General features: G+C 66.4%; 14 protein-coding genes. 10 read left to right on the top strand and 4 right to left on the bottom strand.

Annotation, left to right across the window (positions count from 1 at the left end):
- Nucleotides 1-6 precede the first annotated feature (6 nt).
- From PU724_RS08800 to PU724_RS08790, 3 genes are read right to left on the bottom strand one after another with little or no spacing between them, the layout of a single operon-like run.
- Nucleotides 7-3,111, bottom strand: coding sequence for an efflux RND transporter permease subunit (locus tag PU724_RS08800; protein ID WP_354420221.1), 3,105 nt, complete (start codon nt 3,109-3,111; stop codon nt 7-9).
- Complete coding sequence (locus PU724_RS08795; protein ID WP_354420220.1) at nt 3,108-4,190, bottom strand: efflux RND transporter periplasmic adaptor subunit; 1,083 nt, start codon at nt 4,188-4,190, stop codon at nt 3,108-3,110. Before PU724_RS08795 ends, PU724_RS08800 begins: the two co-directional genes overlap by 4 nt.
- The gene (locus PU724_RS08790) at nt 4,187-5,326 is read right to left on the bottom strand and encodes an efflux RND transporter periplasmic adaptor subunit (RefSeq protein WP_354420219.1); all 1,140 of its coding nucleotides are present in this window, start codon (nt 5,324-5,326) and stop codon (nt 4,187-4,189) included. The genes PU724_RS08795 and PU724_RS08790 overlap by 4 nt, the downstream gene beginning before the upstream one ends.
- A 260-nt stretch (nt 5,327-5,586) precedes the next feature.
- On the opposite strand from PU724_RS08790, the gene PU724_RS08785 reads away from it, so the two are divergent.
- Nucleotides 5,587-6,864, top strand: coding sequence for a 4-aminobutyrate--2-oxoglutarate transaminase (locus PU724_RS08785; protein ID WP_354420218.1), 1,278 nt, complete (start codon nt 5,587-5,589; stop codon nt 6,862-6,864).
- A gap of 107 nt (nt 6,865-6,971) precedes the next feature.
- Here the strand turns inward: PU724_RS08785 and PU724_RS08780 are convergent, their stop codons facing one another.
- Nucleotides 6,972-8,222: an NAD(P)/FAD-dependent oxidoreductase gene (locus tag PU724_RS08780; protein ID WP_135857637.1), complete on the bottom strand. Its 1,251-nt coding sequence runs from the start codon at nt 8,220-8,222 to the stop codon at nt 6,972-6,974.
- 435 nt (nt 8,223-8,657) lie between these two features.
- On the opposite strand from PU724_RS08780, the gene PU724_RS08775 reads away from it, so the two are divergent.
- The 9 genes from PU724_RS08775 (at nt 8,658) to olsA (ending at nt 16,841) form a co-directional block, all read left to right on the top strand.
- Nucleotides 8,658-9,947, top strand: a complete 1,290-nt coding sequence (locus PU724_RS08775; protein WP_354420518.1) for an imelysin family protein — start codon at nt 8,658-8,660, stop codon at nt 9,945-9,947.
- 109 nt (nt 9,948-10,056) lie between these two features.
- On the top strand, nt 10,057-10,368 hold the full coding sequence (locus tag PU724_RS08770; protein WP_126056686.1) for a (2Fe-2S)-binding protein: 312 nt from the start codon (nt 10,057-10,059) through the stop codon (nt 10,366-10,368).
- Nucleotides 10,334-10,819, top strand: coding sequence for a bacterioferritin (gene bfr, locus PU724_RS08765; protein WP_126056685.1), 486 nt, complete (start codon nt 10,334-10,336; stop codon nt 10,817-10,819). Before PU724_RS08770 ends, bfr begins: the two co-directional genes overlap by 35 nt.
- Before the next feature lie 12 nt (nt 10,820-10,831).
- Nucleotides 10,832-12,442 (top strand): di-heme oxidoreductase family protein, encoded by a 1,611-nt coding sequence (locus PU724_RS08760; RefSeq protein ID WP_354420217.1) that lies wholly within the window; start codon nt 10,832-10,834, stop codon nt 12,440-12,442.
- Nucleotides 12,442-13,521, top strand: a complete 1,080-nt coding sequence (locus PU724_RS08755; RefSeq protein WP_354420216.1) for an imelysin family protein — start codon at nt 12,442-12,444, stop codon at nt 13,519-13,521. The genes PU724_RS08760 and PU724_RS08755 overlap by 1 nt, the downstream gene beginning before the upstream one ends.
- A gap of 3 nt (nt 13,522-13,524) precedes the next feature.
- Nucleotides 13,525-14,640 carry a DUF1513 domain-containing protein gene (locus PU724_RS08750; protein WP_354420215.1) on the top strand — a complete coding sequence of 372 codons (1,116 nt, stop codon included), beginning with the start codon at nt 13,525-13,527 and terminating at the stop codon, nt 14,638-14,640.
- Nucleotides 14,641-14,779: 139 nt separating this feature from the next.
- Nucleotides 14,780-15,517, top strand: a complete 738-nt coding sequence (gene tsaB / locus PU724_RS08745) for a tRNA (adenosine(37)-N6)-threonylcarbamoyltransferase complex dimerization subunit type 1 TsaB (RefSeq protein ID WP_354420214.1) — start codon at nt 14,780-14,782, stop codon at nt 15,515-15,517.
- Entirely contained in the window at nt 15,517-16,011 is a 495-nt protein-coding gene (gene rimI, locus PU724_RS08740) for a ribosomal protein S18-alanine N-acetyltransferase (RefSeq protein ID WP_127282749.1), read from the top strand. The genes tsaB and rimI overlap by 1 nt, the downstream gene beginning before the upstream one ends.
- Before the next feature lie 29 nt (nt 16,012-16,040).
- On the top strand, nt 16,041-16,841 hold the full coding sequence (olsA, locus tag PU724_RS08735) for a lyso-ornithine lipid O-acyltransferase (protein ID WP_354420213.1): 801 nt from the start codon (nt 16,041-16,043) through the stop codon (nt 16,839-16,841).
- Nucleotides 16,842-16,859 lie beyond the last annotated feature (18 nt).

Below are 16,859 nucleotides of genomic sequence, written 5' to 3'. Positions count from 1 at the left end.
CTTGACTCACAAATGCGCCGCACCACTCTCTGACACCGTCTCGCTATGCACGCCGTCTTGCCGCCGGTCTTTCGGCTCCTTGATCCGGAACCACGTCACGTAAAGCGCCGGCAGGAACAGCAGCGTGATCGCCGTCCCGGCGATGATGCCGCCCATCATGGCATAGGCCATCGGTCCCCAGAACACCTCGCGCGCGATCGGGATCAGCGCCAGGCTGGCCGCCGCTGCCGTCAGCGCGATCGGCCGCATGCGGTGCTCGGTCGCCTCGATGACGGCGGCCCAGCGGTCCTTGCCTTCGGCGACCAGGTCCTCGATCTGCACGATCAGGATCACCGAGTTGCGGATCAGGATGCCGATCAGCGCCAGCACGCCGAGGATGGCGACGAAGCCGAGCGGCGCGCCGCTCGGCACCAGCGCCGCCACCACGCCGATCAGGCCGAGCGGCGCCACCGCCACGACCAGGAACAGGCGCTGGAAGCTTTGCAATTGCACCATGAGTATGGTCGCCATGACGAACAGCATCAACGGCACGACGGCCGCGATCGGCCCCTGGCTTTTGGCGCTTTCCTCGACAGAGCCCGCTGTCTCGACCGAATAGCCCGGCGGCAGCTTGGCGATGAACGCGTCGACCGACGGCTTCAGCTCGTTGACGACAGTGGCCGGCAGCACGTCGCCGACCAGGCCGGCGCGCACGGTTATGGTCGGAATCCGGTCACGCCGCCACACTGTCGGCTGCTCGAGCTCGTAGCGGATGTTGGCCACCGCGGCGAGCGGGATGGCATCGCCGGTCCCGGTCGGCAATTGCATGTTCTGCAGTGTTGCGACCGAGCCGCGATCAGCCTCGCGCGAGCGCGTCACGACATCGATCAGATAGGTGGCGTCGCGCAGCTGGGTGATGGTGGCGCCGCCGACCGTGCTGTTCAGCGCGCTGGCGATGTCGGAGGAGGTGATGCCGAGCTGGCGCGCCTTGTCCTGCAGCACGTCGACCCTCAGCATACGCTGCGGCTCGTTCCAGTCGAAAGTGGGCGCCGCCAGCTGCGGGTTGGCGGAAATGATGCCGGCGAACTCCTGCGCCAGGTCCCGCACCGTCTGGATGTCGGGACCGCCGACACGGTACTGCACCGGGCGCCCGACCGGCGGCCCGAGCTCGAGCGGCTTGACGAAGGCATCGGTGCCGACGAACTCCTCGCGCAGCAGCTTTTCCAGCGCCGGCTTGACCCGGTTGCGCGCCTCGATGCTCTTGGTGACGATGACCGTCTGGCCGAAATAGGGATTGGCCGGCTGCACGTCATAGGCCAGCAGGAAGCGCACCGCGCCCTGGCCGATATAGGATGAGAAATGGTCGATGTCGGGATTGCCGACCAGCGCGCGCCCTTCGAAGCGCTCCATCTGGTCGCGCGTCTCGGTGATCGACGAATTCTGCGGCAGGTTCCAGTCGACGATCAGCTCCGGCCGGTCGGACGGCGGGAAGAACTGCTGCTGGACGAGGCCGAAGCCGGCGATGGAGGCGGCGAACAGCAGCACCGTCGCGATGATGGTCAGCCAGTGCCGGCGAACCGAAAGGACGAGCACGCGCCGGAACATCGAGGTGAAGCGTCCGGGCTGGTCGTGATGCTTGGCCTTCATCGTCGCCGGCAGGATGGTGACGCCGAGCAGCGGCGCGAACAGCACCGCCACGATCCATGACACCAGCAGCGACACGGCGATGACGACGAACAGCGTGAAGGTGTATTCGCCGGCGGCGCTGTTGTTGAGGCCGATCGGGATGAAGCCGGCGACCGTCACCAGCGTGCCGGTCAGCATCGGGAAGGCGGTCGAGGTGTAGACGTAGGTCGCCGCCTTGCGCAGATTGTCGCCGACCTCCAGCCGCGCCACCATCATCTCGACCGCGATCATGGCGTCGTCGACCAGCAGGCCGAGCGCGATGATCAGTGCGCCAAGCGAGATACGCTGCAGCGAGATGCCGAGATAGGCCATGACGGTGAAGGTGATGGCGAGCACCAGCGGGATCGACAGCGCCACGACGAAGCCGGCGCGCATGCCGAGGCTGATGAAGGACACCGCAAGCACGATGGCCACCGCCTCGAACAGGGCGCGGGTGAAGCCCGACACCGCTTCCTCGACGATCACCGGCTGGTCGGCGACCAGATGCACGCCGACGCCGACCGGCAGGTCGGCCAGCACCTTGTTCATCTCCTCGTGCAGGGCCTCGCCGAATTGCAGCAGATTGGCGTTGGGTTTCATGCCGATGGCGAGCGCGATGGCGTCCTGGCCGTTGAAGCGGAAGAGCGACGTCGGCGGGTCGACATAGCCGCGCCTGATCGTCGCCACGTCGCTCAGCCGGAAGAAGCGGTCGTTCACGCGCAGGTTGATGGCGCGCAGGCTCTCTTCCGAGGTGAACTGGCCGCCGACGCGCACGCTGATGCGCTCCGGTCCGGACTGGATGACGCCGGACGGCGTGATGGCGTTCTGCGCCTGCAGGCTGGCCACGATCGCCTGCTGGTTGAGGCCGAGCGCCGCGATCTGGCGGCTCGAGAATTCGAGGTAGATCGCCTCGTCCTGGGCGCCGACAAGGTCGACCTTGCCGGCGTTCGGCACGGTCAGGATCTTGGTGCGGACATCCTCGACATAATCGCGCAGCTGGCGCGGCGTCAGCCCGTCGGCGGTGAAGGCGTAGATGTTGCCGAAAACGTCGCCGAAACGGTCGTTGAAGAACGGCCCGACCACGCCCTGCGGGAATTGCGGCCAGATGTCGTTGACCATGTTGCGCACCTGGATCCACGTCGGCACGACATCGCGCGCCTTGGTGGTGTCCTTCAGGTTGACGAAGATGACGGTCTTGCCAGCGGTGGTGACGGATTTGGTATAGTCGAGGCTGTCGAGCTCCTCGAGCTTCTTCTCGATGCGATCCGTCACCTGCGTCACCGTCTCGTTGACGGAGGCGCCGGGCCAGTTGGCCTGGATCAGCATGGTCTTGATGGTGAAGGCGGGGTCTTCCTCGCGGCCCAGGTTCAGATAGGCGGACACGCCGGCCGCGACGAAGACCAGCATGAAGTACCACACCAGCGAGCGATGGTTGAGCGCCCAGTCGGAGAGGTTGAAGCCCTTCATATGGCTCCCCCTTCTTGTAGCTTGACCTGCTGTCCTTCGGCGAGACTGTGGACTCCGGCGGTGACGACGCGCATGCCGGCCTCGAGCCCTTCGCCGACGGTGAAGGTGGCGGCGCCCTTGGCGGCCACCTTGATCTCGCGCGCGCTGACGCTCGACGTCTTCGGGTCGACGATCCAGACCTTGGCGGCCCCGTCCTTCTCGAGCAGCGCCGACAGCGGCAGTTCGATCGTCGGCGTGACCTTGGTCATGCGCGTCGCGGTCACCGTCGAGCCGAGCCGGAACGCTACCGGCGGATCGGTCAGCGTCAGCCGGACGCGGCGGGTGCGGGTCGAGCCCTCGGCCTGCGGCGCCATTTCGCGCAGCTTGGCCTCGGTCTGGATGGTCGGCAGCGATTGCAGGATAACCTCGAACGGCGTGCCGGCGGCGAGGTCGCCGGTCAGCTGGTCGGGGATGTCGACCACCGCTTCGCGCAGGTCCGAGCGCGCCACGGTGACCACCGTCTGGCCCGGCGACACGGTCTGGCCGACCTCGGCGCCGACGGCGGTGACGACACCGTCGAAATCCGAGAACAGGCGCGCATAGCCGAGCTGCTCCTGCGATTTGGCAAGCGAGGCCTTGGCCCGCTCGACGCCGGCCTCGGCCGCTTTGCGCGCCTGCTGGGCGGCATCGAAGACGGCCTGCGAGGTGTTGGCGGCGGCCAGCAGCTGGCGCTGGCGCTCCTCGCTGGCGGCGGCGTTGGCGAACTGCGCCTCGGCGTTGGAAAGCTCGGCCTTGGCCGCCTGCACAGCAAGCTCCAGCGCCGTCGGGTCGAGGGCTGCGATCGTCGTGCCCTTGGTGACGATGTCACCGACCTTGACGTCGCGGGCGACGACGCGGCCGAGCAGGCGGAAGGAGAGGTCGGCGCTGACTTGCGGCTCGATCGAGCCGGCGAAGCCGAAGGTCTGGATGGTGCGCGGCTCGATCACCACCGACAGCACTGGCCGGATGATCTCGGGCGGCTTGTCTTCCGATTGCGAGCAGCCGGCGAGCGGCGCAAGCAACAGCAGGACGGGCACAAGCACGGGTGGCAGCCGCTTCATTGGCCTGCTCCCGCGATCTCGATCGCCTGTCCGGGGCTGAGCAGCTGGCCGCCATTGGTGACGACACTCTGGCCTGCCTCAAGCCCTCTGCTGATGACGACCACACCGGAATCGAAGGCCAGCACCTCGACCGGCGTCGTCGTCGCCGCCTTGGTCGATGGGTCTACCACCCAGACCGCCGGCTTGCCGTCGGTCGAGGTCAGCGCCTGCCAGGGCAGCAGGATCGCCTTGATCGGCTTGGCGCTGGCCGAGCCGATCACGGCCGCGCCCAGCGGCATGGCGGCGGGCGTGTCGGCAATCGCGACCTTGACCCGGATCGATCCCGAGGCCGGATCGACCGCCGGCGAGATCTCGCGCACCTTGCCGATCGCCCTGACCTGCGGGTCGGACAGGAGCGTGATCGTCACCGCCGGCGTTTGCGGCGTCCGCGCGACCAGCGTCTCCTGGACGTTGAACACCGCGTCGCGATCGCCGTCCTCGGCGATGGTGAAGACGGTCTGCGCCGCCTGCACCACTTGCCCGGCTTCGACCTGGCGGGCGGTGATGAAGCCCGCCGCGCCGGCCTTGAGCTCGGTGAAGGACAGGTTCTCCTTGGCATTCGCGAAGGCGCTCTGCGCGGCATCGACGCTGCCTTGCGCCACCTTCAGCGTCTGATCGGCCGTGTCATAGTCGCGCCGCGTCGTGAAACCCTGGCCGAGCAAGGTCTTCTGGCGCTCGAAGGCGGCGGCGGCCTGCGTCAACTGCGCCTGCGCGGCATCGAGATCGGCCTGCGCCGAGCGCAGGTCGGATTCCTGCTCCTGCGGATCGATGCGGGCCAGCACCGCGTCCTTGTCGACATGCTGGCCGACGTCGACGAGCCGCTCGGCGATCCGGCCGCCGACCCGGAAAGACAGGTTGTTCAGCGTGCGCGCGGCGATCACGCCGGTCAGCGAGGTCCGTGGCGCGTAGTCGGCGATCCTGACCGTTTCCGCGCGCACCATGATCGGCAATTTCTTTGCCGCCGCCTCCTGTTTCTGGCACCCAGCGAGCGACAGCGCCGCCAAGGCGCAGGCGAGCATCGTGGAACCAGGAAAAGACAACAGTTTTAAGGCGTTGACCGGAAGCGGCCGGACGGAAGGCGTCGCGTTCCTGCTCATGGTTCCCTCAACCGCGCGGGCCGCTCCCTACGGCAGGCGCCGCGGACGATCGCGAGGATAATCGATCTCCGAAAAAAGAAAACCTCTGTCCTGCGCGCAGGGGCGAACCGGCTATGTTCAAGCGTCCGTGCCGAGCAGGCCCAATTGCCCGGCGATGGTGCCGACTTGAGGAAAACGTTAAATAAGGCGAGAACGGGTGCCAACGGCATCAAACGAGAACGGGCCCAGTCTCGATGAGGGATGGCCCGATGAGGGATGAGATGAAAAATTCAGCCATTTCCGAACGCAAGAACCAGTCGATCTCGCGCGGCGTCGGCATGACCACGCAGATCTATGCCGATCGCGCCGAGAACTCGGAAATCTGGGATGTCGAGGGACGCCGCTACATCGACTTCGCGTCCGGCATCGCCGTCGTCAACACCGGCCACCGCCACCCCAAGGTGATCGGGGCGGTCAAGGCGCAGCTCGACCGCTTCACCCACACCTGCCACCAGGTCGTGCCCTATGAGAGCTATGTCAGGCTTGCCGAACGGCTGAACGGCCTGCTGCCCGGCAAGTTCGACAAGAAGACGATCTTCGTCACCACTGGCGCCGAGGCGGTCGAGAATGCGGTCAAGATCGCCCGCAATGCCACTGGCCGCCCGGCCGTCATCGCCTTTTCCGGCGGCTTCCACGGCCGCACCTTCATGGGCATGGCCCTGACCGGCAAGGTGGTGCCCTACAAGGTCGGCTTCGGCGCCATGCCGGCCGATGTCTTCCACGCGCCGTTCCCGGTGGCGCTGCATGGCGTCACGGTCGCCGATTCGCTCGCCGCCCTCGACAGGCTGTTCAAGGCCGATGTCGATCCCGCCCGCGTTGCCGCCATCATCGTCGAGCCGGTACAGGGCGAGGGCGGTTTCTACGAGGCGCCGCGCGATTTCATGACCGCGCTGCGCAAGGTCTGCGACCAGCACGGCATTTTGCTGATCGCCGACGAGGTGCAGACCGGTTTTGCCCGTACCGGCAAGATGTTCGCCATGGACCATCATGAGGTGGCACCCGATATCACCACGATGGCCAAGAGCCTGGCCGGCGGTTTCCCGCTGTCGGCGGTCACCGGACGCGCCGAAATCATGGATGCGCCCGGCCCCGGCGGACTCGGCGGCACCTATGGCGGCAGCCCGATCGGCGTCGCCGCCGCCAACGCCGTGCTCGACGTCATCGAGGAGGAAAAGCTTTGCGATCGCGCCAATGCGCTGGGCAGCAGGCTGAAGCAGCGGCTGCAGTCGATCCGGGAGGACGTGCCGGAGATCGTCGACATCAGGGGGCCCGGCTTCATGAACGCGGTCGAGTTCAACGATCTGAAAAAGGGCCTGCCTTCGGCCGAAATCGCCAATGCGGTGCGCCTCAAGGCGCTGGACAAGGGCCTGATCCTGCTCACCTGCGGCGTCTACGGCAACGTCATCCGCTTCCTGTCGCCGATCACCATCCAGGATAGCGTCATGAACGAGGCGCTCGACATTCTCGAAAGCTCGATCCGCGAGGCGCGCGCCGCGTAGCGCCACCCCTGCCTCCCCCTTGTGGGAGGTCGGACCGAAGGTCCGGGTGGGGCTGATGCCCCCCGTCGCTTCGCAGCCACCCTCCTCACGGGGAGAGATTAGAGCGTCTAGCCTGCAGCCCTGGCGGGCTCCTCCTGGAAGGCGGCGAGCGCCGCCTTCAGCACATCGGGCCCGCCGGCAACGGCCTGCGGCGTCGGCGAGAAGCCGGCGCCGAGCATCTTGCGGCCAAGCATATGGTCGCCGGGGCGGTTGACGGATTCGATGCCGAGCAGCCGGCTGCCCGCATAGTGGTAGATCGAGAACTTGTTCTCGGCCAGGTCGCCCAGCACGACATGGCTGTCGCCGCCCGAGGTCAGCCCGACCATCTGCAGCTTCATGTCACCGATATCCGACCAGAACCAGGGCACCGCCGAATAGGCGTCCGCGTGGCCAAGGATGGTGCGCGCGGCAAGCCGCGCCTGGTCGGTGGCGTTCTGCACCGATTCCAGCCGCACATCGGCGCCGGTGAACCAGTGCCGGTAGGAGGCGGCGTCGCCGATGGCGAGGATATCCGGTGCCGAGCTGCGCATCTGCTGGTCGACGCGGATGCCGTTGGCGATCGCGATGCCGGCCGCCTCGGCCAGTTCGACATTCGGCACCACGCCGATGCCGATGATGACCATCTGCGCCGGCAGCCTTTCGCCGCCGGAGGTGATCGCGGCCGAGACACGGCCGCCTTCGCCTTCCAGGCCGGCAACGGTGGTGCCGGTAAGAATCCGCACGCCGATCGCTTCCAGGCGCTGCCTGACATGACTGGCGATGACCGGCGCCACCGCCCGCCCGAGCAGCCGGTCGACGGCTTCGACGACGGTGACATTGCGCCCTGCCGCCCTGAGCGTGGCGGCGATCTCGAGGCCGATGAAGCCGCCGCCGAGGATGACGACATCCTCGCTTTGGGCGCTGAGCTCGCGGATCAGCCGCGCATCGGCCAGCGATCGCAGCGACACCACGCCGGAAAGCTCCGAGCCTTGCAGCTTGAGCAGGCGCGGCCGGGCGCCGGTCGCCAGAACAAGGTGATCGAAGGCGAGCGATCCGCCGCCCGATACGTCCAGCCTGCGGGCGCCGGCATCGATGGCCTCGATGCGGACGCCCGGCCGGTAGTCGATGGCGCTGCCCGAATAGAAGGCTTCGCCGCGCAGGGGCTGCGGCTTTGCGTCCGGGTCCTTGATGAAGGTCTTCGACAGCGGCGGCTTGTGGTAGGGCAGTTCGCTCTCGTCGCCGATCAGGATGACCCGGCCGTCGTAACCTTCCTCGCGCAGGCTCGCCGCCGCTTGCACGCCAGCGTGACCCGCACCGACAATGACCACCCCGTTCTTCATCGCAGCCCTTTTTGCGTTCAAATCTAGGATCTTCCGCCAGGTGGCGATTGTCTGCCGCCGCCGCAATCGCCCCGGTCCGGGTCGCACCCGGAATGGTCACCTGTCAATCGCCGCATTCCACGATTACGTCGCGTCGGCAAAGGCTTAAAGTTGATAGTTATAGTTTAGAATTATTCTAAACAGTTGTTTCAATTGAATTTTCTTGGATAGGCCTGTTGACTTCCAACCCCTTCGCCGCTTTATGGGGGCTCGCGCGACGAGCGCATCCCTTTGATGTCTGGGCCTTGAACCCTTTCGATTGGAGGCATTTCGGTGTCTTTCTTCCACGAGCCGCGCAACGGCGCGGTCCATGTTGTGCCCGGCGGCATGCCCATGCCTCGGCGCGGGCTGGCACGCGCGCCCTTTAGCGAATTCCCAAGGAACTGGAGAACGATGATGACAGCACGTAATGGCGGCAGGCTCGCTGCTATCTGCGCGACTGCCGCGCTGACCGCTGCGGTGTTCGTGCTGCCGGCCAAGGCCGCAACCGACGCCAAGGCGGTCATCAAGACCTATGCCGACATCGCGCTCGCCAAATACGAGGATTCGCTGACCACCGCGCAGGCGCTCGACAAGGCCGTCGACGCGCTCCTCGCCAAGTCGTCGGCGGAGACGCTGAACGCCGCCCGCGAAGCCTGGAAGGCATCGCGCGTTCCCTACCAGCAGACCGAGGTCTACCGCTTCGGCAACAAGATCGTCGACGACTGGGAAGGCAAGGTGAATTCCTGGCCGCTGGACGAAGGCCTGATCGACTATGTCGCCAAGAGCTACGGCAGCGAGTCCGACACCAATTCGCTCTATACTGCCAACGTGATCGCCAACAAGGAGATCGAGATCGACGGCAAGAAGGTCGACGCCTCGAAGCTGACGCCGGAATTCCTGTCCGGCACGCTGCAGGAGGCGGGCGGCGTCGAGGCCAATGTCGCGACCGGCTATCACGCCATCGAGTTCCTGCTCTGGGGCCAGGATCTGCACGGCACCGGTCCCGGCGCCGGCGAGCGACCCTACACGGACTATGACCTCGCCAACTGCACCGGCGGCAATTGCGACCGCCGCGCCGAATATCTGAAGTCGGCGAGCGACCTTTTGGTCTCCGACCTGCAGGAGATGGTCGACAACTGGAAGGAAGGCGGCGCTGCCCGCAAGAACCTGGTCGATGGCGACGCCAATGCCGGCATCTCGACCATCTTCACCGGCATGGGCTCGCTGTCCTATGGCGAACTCGCCGGCGAGCGCATGAAGCTCGGCCTGCTGCTGCATGATCCGGAAGAGGAGCACGACTGCTTCTCTGACAACACCTACAACTCGCACCTCTATGACGCAGTTGGCATCCGCGCCGCCTACCATGCCAGCTACACGCGGCTCGACGGCACGGTGGTTTCCGGACCTTCCGTGTCCGACATGGTCAAGGCCGCCGACCCGGCGATCGACAAGGAACTGTCGGACAAGCTCGACGTCTCCGTCGCCAGGATGGAGGCGATCAAGGCGCGCGCGCTCGCCGGCGAGGCCTATGACCAGCAGATCGCCGAGGGCAACGCCGAAGGCAACGCCACCGTGCAGGCGGCGATCGATGCGCTGATCGACCAGACCAAGTCGATCGAGCGCGCCGTCGGCTCCCTGAAGCTCAACGACATCGCCTTCGAAGGTTCCGACAGCCTCGACGCGCCGGACAAGGTGTTCAAGTAAGGCGCGAGCATGATCCCCAAAAGGGGTAGTCGGTTTTTGGACAAGATCATGCTCGAATGAGAAACAAGCCAAACGGCGCCGGAGCGGCGCCGTCAGCCAGGGCAAGTGAATGCTGATCTGCCATTGCAACATCATCACCGAGAAGGAGATCGAGCAGACGATCGTCGGCCTGCTGGATGAGGATCCCTGGCAGCTGATAGTGCCGGCGAAAGTCTACCATGCCATGCGCAAGCGCGGTCGCTGTTGCGGCTGCTTCCCAAATGTGGTGGAAACGATCATTCGGGTCACCGAGCACTACCACGCCCGTTCGGAGGCGAGCGGCGCCGACATCGTTTCACACCTGGACCGCGTCAGAGGCTTGCGCGGCCAATACGGGAGCAGAACCCATGAAAGGCGAACCGCAGGTCATCGAGCGGCTTAACGAAGCCCTGTTTCTGGAGCTTGGGGCCGTCAATCAGTACTGGGTCCATTACCGGCTGCTCGAGGACTGGGGCTACACCAAGCTGGCGAAGAAGGAACGGGCGGAATCGATCGAGGAAATGCAGCATGCCGACCGGCTGGTGGCCCGCATCATCTTCCTCGAGGGGCATCCGAACCTTCAGTCCGTGGCGCCGCTGCGCATCGGCCAGAACGTGAAGGAAGTGCTCGAATCCGATCTTGCCGGTGAGTATGACGCGCGCACCGCCTACAAGCGTTCGCGCGAGATCTGCCAGGAGGCCGGCGACTACGTGTCGATGAAACTGTTCGAGGAACTGCTTGCCGACGAGGAAGGTCACATCGACTTCCTCGAGACGCAGCTCGACCTGCTCGCCTCGATCGGCGAGGAGAAATACGGCCAGCTCAATGCCGACTCGGCCAACGAGGCGGAGTAAGGACATGCGGGAATGCGGCGCCGCCTAGATTTCCTGCGCCGCTCGCTGCGGGCCGAGGGCTCGCCTTCCTCGCCTTCCAGGAAAAGCTCGCTGGCCTGGCTGGTTCGCGGGCTTTCTTTCATTCCCGCCGTGGTGGCCACCGCTTCGGCGCTGGCTGGAGACCCGCTGCCCGCGGGCCTTGCCGCCGCGCGCACCGATCTGACGCCGAAGGACCTGGCGCGTGTCATCGCCGTCACCAGGCCAACCGCGGATTTCTCCAAACCCGAGCCGTTCGAGCTGATGCAGGGTGGCGCCGGCACGTCGCGCAAGGACGTCAGCCGCGACGCCTTCTCGCAGCCCTCCGCCAACATCACCTTCGAGGAAGAAGGCACCTTCAGGCTCGGCAATGCGCTCTTCCGCAAGAACTGGGTGTCCTCACCCTCCTCGACCCAGGCATCGGACGGGCTTGGGCCGCTGTTCAACGAGCGCGCCTGCCAGAACTGCCATCTGAAGGACGGCCGCGGCCGGCCGCCGGAAGGCGGCGCCGGCACCACCTCGATGTTCCTGCGCCTGGCGCGCGATGCAAGCAACGAGGAAGAGAGAGCCGAGCTTGCCGCCCGCAAGTTGCGGAACTTCCCCGATCCGGTCTACGGCTCGCAATTGCAGGGGCTGGCGGTTCCCGGCCTCAAGGGCGAAGGCCGCATGCGCGTCGACTACCAGGAAGAGAAGGTGACGCTCGCCGGCGGCTCCGTGGTCTCACTGCGCAAGCCGGGCTATTCCGTCGACGGCCTCGGCTACGGTCAGCTCGATCCGCGTACCACGCTGTCGCCGCGCCTGACGCCGCCGATGATCGGCCTCGGCCTGATCGAGCAGATCGCGCCCGCCGACATCCTCGCCCACGCCGATCCGGATGACCGCGATGGCGACGGCATTTCCGGCCGTCCCAACATCGTGGGCGATGGCGCCAGCGGCGGGCTAACGCTCGGCCGCTTCGGCTGGAAGGCTGAGACGCCGTCCATTCGCGAGCAGGCGGCGGACGCTTTCGCCGGCGACATCGGCATCTCGACGTCGGAGGCGCCGAAGCATTGGGGCGACTGCACCGCGGCCGAAAAGGCCTGCTTGGCCATGCCGAACGGCGTGCAGCAGCGGCTCGGCCCGGTCGAGGCGCCGCCGCCGGTGATGGACCTCGTCACCTTCTATTCGCAGAACCTCGCCGTGCCGGCCCGGCGCGACATCGACGACCGCCAGGTGCTCGCCGGCAAGAAGCAGTTCTACGAGATGGGCTGCATTTCCTGCCACACGCCGAAATTCGTCACGTTGCGCGGCACGCCCAACAAGGCGCAGGCCTTCCAGCTGATCTGGCCCTATTCCGACTTCCTGCTGCATGACATGGGGCCGGGCCTCGCCGATGGACAGGCTGTCGGCGACGCGACAGGCAGTGAATGGCGCACACCGCCGCTGTGGGGCATCGGCCTGACCGGAACGGTCAACGGCAATATGTTCTTCCTGCATGACGGGCGCGCCCGCACCCTCGCCGAGGCGATCCTGTGGCATGGCGGCGAGGGGCAGAAGGCGCGCGACCGCTTTGCCGCCGCCGATGCGGCGAACCGCGATGCGCTGGTCAAATTCCTGGAGTCCCTGTGATGTCGAAGCGTCTTGCATTTGCTCTCCTTCTTCCCCTGGCGATGGTCGGCGCATCCCCGGCATCGGCCGAGGTGAAGGCCTCCGCTGTCATCCAGCGGGCGATCGATGGTTTTATTCGTCCTGCCTATGCCAGCCTGCGCGACCATGCCGGCAGCTTGACCAAGGCCATGCGGGCGCTGTGCGATGCGCCGTCGCAAAGCAGCCTCGAGGCGGCGCGCGCCGAGTTTTCGGCCACGCTCGAGGCCTGGTCATCGGCTGAAATCATCGCTTTCGGGCCGATCAAGGAGAACAACCGGCTCGAGCGCATGCTCTACTGGCCGGACCGCAAGGGCATCGGCCTGAAGCAGGTGCAGGCGGCATTGGCCGGCAAGGACCCGACCGCCACCGATACGGCGCAGCTGGCGGGCAAGAGCGTCGCCATGCAAGGGCTCGGCGCGCTCGAGTTCGTGCTTTACGGCGACGGCGGCGACGCTCTTGCCGGCAAGGACGATCCCTATCGCTGCGGCTATGGCGCGGCCGTCGCAGGCAATATCGAAACGATGGCCGCCGAGATTGACGAGGCCTGGAGGAAGCCCGACGGATTTGCCGCGCTCTGGGCCAATCCGGGACCGCAGAACGCGCTCTACCGCGACGGCACCGAAGCTGTGACCGAACTGGTCAGCGTCTTCATCAACGAGCTGGAGATGGTCCGCGACGTGCGCCTCAAAGGGTTCCTGGGCGGCAAGCCGGAAGGCGACAAGCCCAGGCAGGCGATCTATTGGCGCTCGCAAAACACGACGAATTCCCTGGCCGGCAATCTCTCCGGTATCGATGCGCTGTTCGTGGCTTCGAAACTTGGCGATGCGCTTCCGGCCGATGCGCAATGGATGGCCGAGTCCATCCACATCCAGCTCGCCAACGGCGTCGCGACCGCCAAATCCGTCACCGGTCCGATCGACAAGGCGCTCGCCGATCCGGTGCTGCGCGGCAAGCTCGATCATTTCGCGCTGATCACCTCCAGCCTGACCACCCTGATCGGCACCAGGCTGACCGCCGAGTTCGGCCTGACCGCCGGGTTTTCGTCCCTGGACGGAGATTGAGCCATGACTGCGGTACGCACGCCGCTGATCGACCGTCGCGATTTCCTGAGGGCCGCCGGCGCCGGCTTCATGGCCACGATGACGCCGCGGGCCTGGGCGAAGACGCTTGATGCCGACGCGGTCTTCGCCACCGCCTTCGTCAAGCGCGACGGCAGCTATGGCGCCGCCGTGCTGTCCGAGGCAGGCGATGTGCTGCATGCGATCGACCTGCCCGACCGTGGCCACGACGTCACCTTCGACCCGGTCTCGAAGCGCTCTGTGGTCTTTGCCCGGCAGCCCGGCACCTTTGCCCTGGTGTTCGACCACACCGGCCGCGACAAGCCGCTGACCATCGCCAGCGTCGCCGGACGGCATTTCTTCGGCCACGGCGTCTTCTCGCCCGACGGCGCTCTGCTCTATGCCACCGAGAATGATTTCGACAACGCTGCCGGCGTCGTCGGCGTCTATGACGCGCGCTCGGGCTTCAAGCGCATCGGCGAGTTCCCGACCTACGGCATGGGGCCGCATGAGTTGCTTCTGCTTGGCGATGGCCGGACGATCGCGGTCGCCAATGGCGGCATCGAGACCCATCCGGACTACGGCCGCGCCGAGCTCAACATCGCCACCATGAAACCGTCCTATGTGCTGGTCGACCGCGTCACCGGCGATCTGATCGAAAAGCACGAATTGCCGTCGGCGCTCCACCAGCTGTCGATCCGCCACATGGATTGCGACCAGGCCGGCACGGTCTGGTTCGGCTGCCAGTATCGCGGCCCGGCGGCCGACCGGCCGTTGCTGATCGGTCGCGCGGCGCGCGGCAAGGACCTGCAGTTGCTCGACATGCCGCAGGACGTGCTCGCGGGCTTCCGCAACTATATCGGCTCGGTCGCCGCCAATCCGGCCGCCGGCACGGTCGCCGTCACCTCGCCTGAGGGCAATTCGCTCGCCGTCATCGACGCCGCCAGCGGCGACGTCGTCGCCACCAGCGCGTTGGTCGAGGTCTGCGGCCTGGCGCCCGATGGTTCGGGCTTCATGGCCACCACCGGCGCCGGCGAGATCGTCGAGGACAATGGCGCCAGGCGCTCCGAGCCCGACTATGTCTGGGACAATCACGTGCTGCGCATCTCAGAGCCGGCGTAGCCACGGCGATCGCTGGAGGGATGTTCTCGACCCTGGCCATGCCAAGCCGCATAACAAATATCCACCTTGCCCCTTGCAGGGACGGGCCGTGGCGGGCACAGGGAATTGTTTTTCGACCCAGGGCGTTAACCGGCGAACCATGAAGCTGCTTGCCATCGACTGTGCCGCCACTCTCTGCGCCGCCAGCGTTTATGACGCCGCGGCCGGGCGCGAGCTTGGCCGCCAGGTGCTCGACCTCGGCAAGGGCCATGCCGAGCATCTGATGGCGGTCATCGACGCGGCGCTGAAAGCGGCCGGCACAGGCTACGCAGGCCTCGACGCCATTGCCGTCTCCGTCGGTCCCGGCTCCTTCACCGGCCTGCGTGTCGGCGTTTCCACGGCGCGCGGCCTGGCGCTGGCGCTGAAGATCCCGGCAATCGGCGTGACCACGCTCGAGGCCCTGGCGGCGGAGGCGGCCGCGTTCTTTCCCGGTCGTGCCGTGCTCGCCGCCCTCGACGCCGGGCGCGAGGAGATCCATGTCGCCGCCTATGACAAAGCGTTAGTTTTGACTTACGGTCCGGCGGTGGCCACGCTCGCGCAAGCCACCGCCATTGCCGTGGAGACGTCCACCGTGCTGGCCGGCACCGCCGCGGAGAAGATCGCCGCCTCGGCCGGCCGCGCCTTCGACATCGGCCCGACCGGCGCCACCGCCGACATCGCCGTCTATGCCCGGCTGGCCGCTGAAAAGGGCGTGGGCGACAAGCCCAAGCCGCTCTATCTGCGCGGCGCCGATGCCAAGCCGCAGGCCGGTTTCATTCTTCCAAGACAAGACCATGATCCCAAAAAGTGGGCCCCGGTTTTTGGGCAAGATCATGGTCCGGAAGGAAAAAAGAGCTGATGCGCATTCCCTTCTTTCAGCCGCGCCGCAGGGACTATGCGCTTCAGCCGCTGACGGTTGCCGACAGCGAGGCTGTCTCGGTGCTGCATCAGGAGGACTTTGTGCGGCCGTGGAGCGACGGCGAGTTCGCGGCTTTGCTCGAACAGGACACCGTATTCGGCTATGCCGCGCGCGAAACCGGACAGGGCGGCAAGCCACCGGTCGGCTTCGTGCTGGCGCGGCTGGCGGCAGGCGAGGGCGAGATTCTCACCGTCGCCGTCGCCCGCTCCCACCGCCGCCAGGGGCTTGGCTGGCAATTGATGGACGCGGTGCTGCGCGAATTGCACGCGCAACGAGCCGAGGCGCTGTTCCTCGAGGTCGACGAGACCAATGTCGCGGCCATCGCGCTCTACCGGCGGCTCGGCTTCCGTGAGGTCGGCAAGCGCGCCAACTACTACAGATCGCCCGAGCGCGGCCCGACCGGCGCGCTTGTCATGCGCCGCGATCTTCGCTAGCGACACGCCGAGACAGGGCCTGCGCGCTGATGATCAAGAAATTACGGATTTTCCTGGCGCTTGCTCTGGTCGTCGCCGGCTCGCTGGTCCTGGTGCCGCTGCAGATCCTGTCGATGAAGACCGGGCTGTGGCCGGAAACCTTCATCCTCAAGATCTGGCACCGGATGATCGCCAGGGCGCTCGGCCTGCGCATCCACGTCAAGGGCGCGCTGTCGGCCAGGCGCCCCTTGCTGGTCGCATCCAACCACATCTCCTGGACCGACATCATGGTGCTTGGCTCCAGGGTCGACGTGAAGTTCATCGCCCGCGCCGACATGGCGAACTGGCCGATGATCGGCATGCTGTCGAAGCTGCAGCGCACCGTCTTCATCGAGCGCGAGCGCAAGCGCAGCTCGGGTGACCAGGCCAGCGAGATCGCCGGCCGCATGGCCAATGGCGACGCCATGGTGCTGTTCGCCGAGGGCTCGACCGGCGACGGCAACCTGCTTTTGCCCTTCAAGAGCACGCTGTTCGGCGCCGCCTCGATGGCGATTTCGGAAGGAGCGACCGAGCAAGTGTTCATCCAGCCGGTGGCGATCGTCTACACCAGGCTGCATGGCGTGCCGCTCGGCCGCCGCCACCGGCCGATCGCCGCCTGGATCGGCGACGAGGACCTGATGCCGCATCTCAAGGTGCTGCTCGCCGAAGGCGCGCTCGATGTCGAGCTGCATTTCGGCGAGCCGATTGCCTTCTCCAAGGGCTCGAACCGCAAGGAGACGGCAAGGCTGATGGAAAGCCGGGTGCGCGAGATGGTGCGGGCGGCGCTTGCCGAGCCGCGCCCGAGCCGCTGACGCGCCCCCCCGCGCGTC

It is taken from the genome of Mesorhizobium abyssinicae (assembly GCF_049887195.1).
Classification (GTDB): domain Bacteria; phylum Pseudomonadota; class Alphaproteobacteria; order Rhizobiales; family Rhizobiaceae; genus Mesorhizobium; species Mesorhizobium abyssinicae.
The sequence above is the reverse complement of the archived record's forward strand: the minus strand, read 5'-3'. Positions and strand labels throughout refer to the sequence as shown.

Excerpts from the sequence above, each read along its gene's own strand:
- PU724_RS08775 (WP_354420518.1), top strand. The coding sequence starts at position 8,658 with ATGACAGCACGTAATGGCGGCAGGCTCGCTGCTATCTGCGCGACTGCC.
- PU724_RS08795 (WP_354420220.1), bottom strand. The coding sequence starts at position 4,190 with ATGAAGCGGCTGCCACCCGTGCTTGTGCCCGTCCTGCTGTTGCTTGCG.
- PU724_RS08785 (WP_354420218.1), top strand. The coding sequence starts at position 5,587 with ATGAAAAATTCAGCCATTTCCGAACGCAAGAACCAGTCGATCTCGCGC.
- PU724_RS08800 (WP_354420221.1), bottom strand. The coding sequence starts at position 3,111 with ATGAAGGGCTTCAACCTCTCCGACTGGGCGCTCAACCATCGCTCGCTG.
- PU724_RS08755 (WP_354420216.1), top strand. The coding sequence starts at position 12,442 with ATGTCGAAGCGTCTTGCATTTGCTCTCCTTCTTCCCCTGGCGATGGTC.
- bfr (WP_126056685.1), top strand. The coding sequence starts at position 10,334 with ATGAAAGGCGAACCGCAGGTCATCGAGCGGCTTAACGAAGCCCTGTTT.
- PU724_RS08770 (WP_126056686.1), top strand. The coding sequence starts at position 10,057 with ATGCTGATCTGCCATTGCAACATCATCACCGAGAAGGAGATCGAGCAG.
- rimI (WP_127282749.1), top strand. The coding sequence starts at position 15,517 with ATGCGCATTCCCTTCTTTCAGCCGCGCCGCAGGGACTATGCGCTTCAG.
- PU724_RS08750 (WP_354420215.1), top strand. The coding sequence starts at position 13,525 with ATGACTGCGGTACGCACGCCGCTGATCGACCGTCGCGATTTCCTGAGG.
- PU724_RS08780 (WP_135857637.1), bottom strand. The coding sequence starts at position 8,222 with ATGAAGAACGGGGTGGTCATTGTCGGTGCGGGTCACGCTGGCGTGCAA.
- olsA (WP_354420213.1), top strand. The coding sequence starts at position 16,041 with ATGATCAAGAAATTACGGATTTTCCTGGCGCTTGCTCTGGTCGTCGCC.
- tsaB (WP_354420214.1), top strand. The coding sequence starts at position 14,780 with ATGAAGCTGCTTGCCATCGACTGTGCCGCCACTCTCTGCGCCGCCAGC.
- PU724_RS08760 (WP_354420217.1), top strand. The coding sequence starts at position 10,832 with ATGCGGCGCCGCCTAGATTTCCTGCGCCGCTCGCTGCGGGCCGAGGGC.
- PU724_RS08790 (WP_354420219.1), bottom strand. The coding sequence starts at position 5,326 with ATGAGCAGGAACGCGACGCCTTCCGTCCGGCCGCTTCCGGTCAACGCC.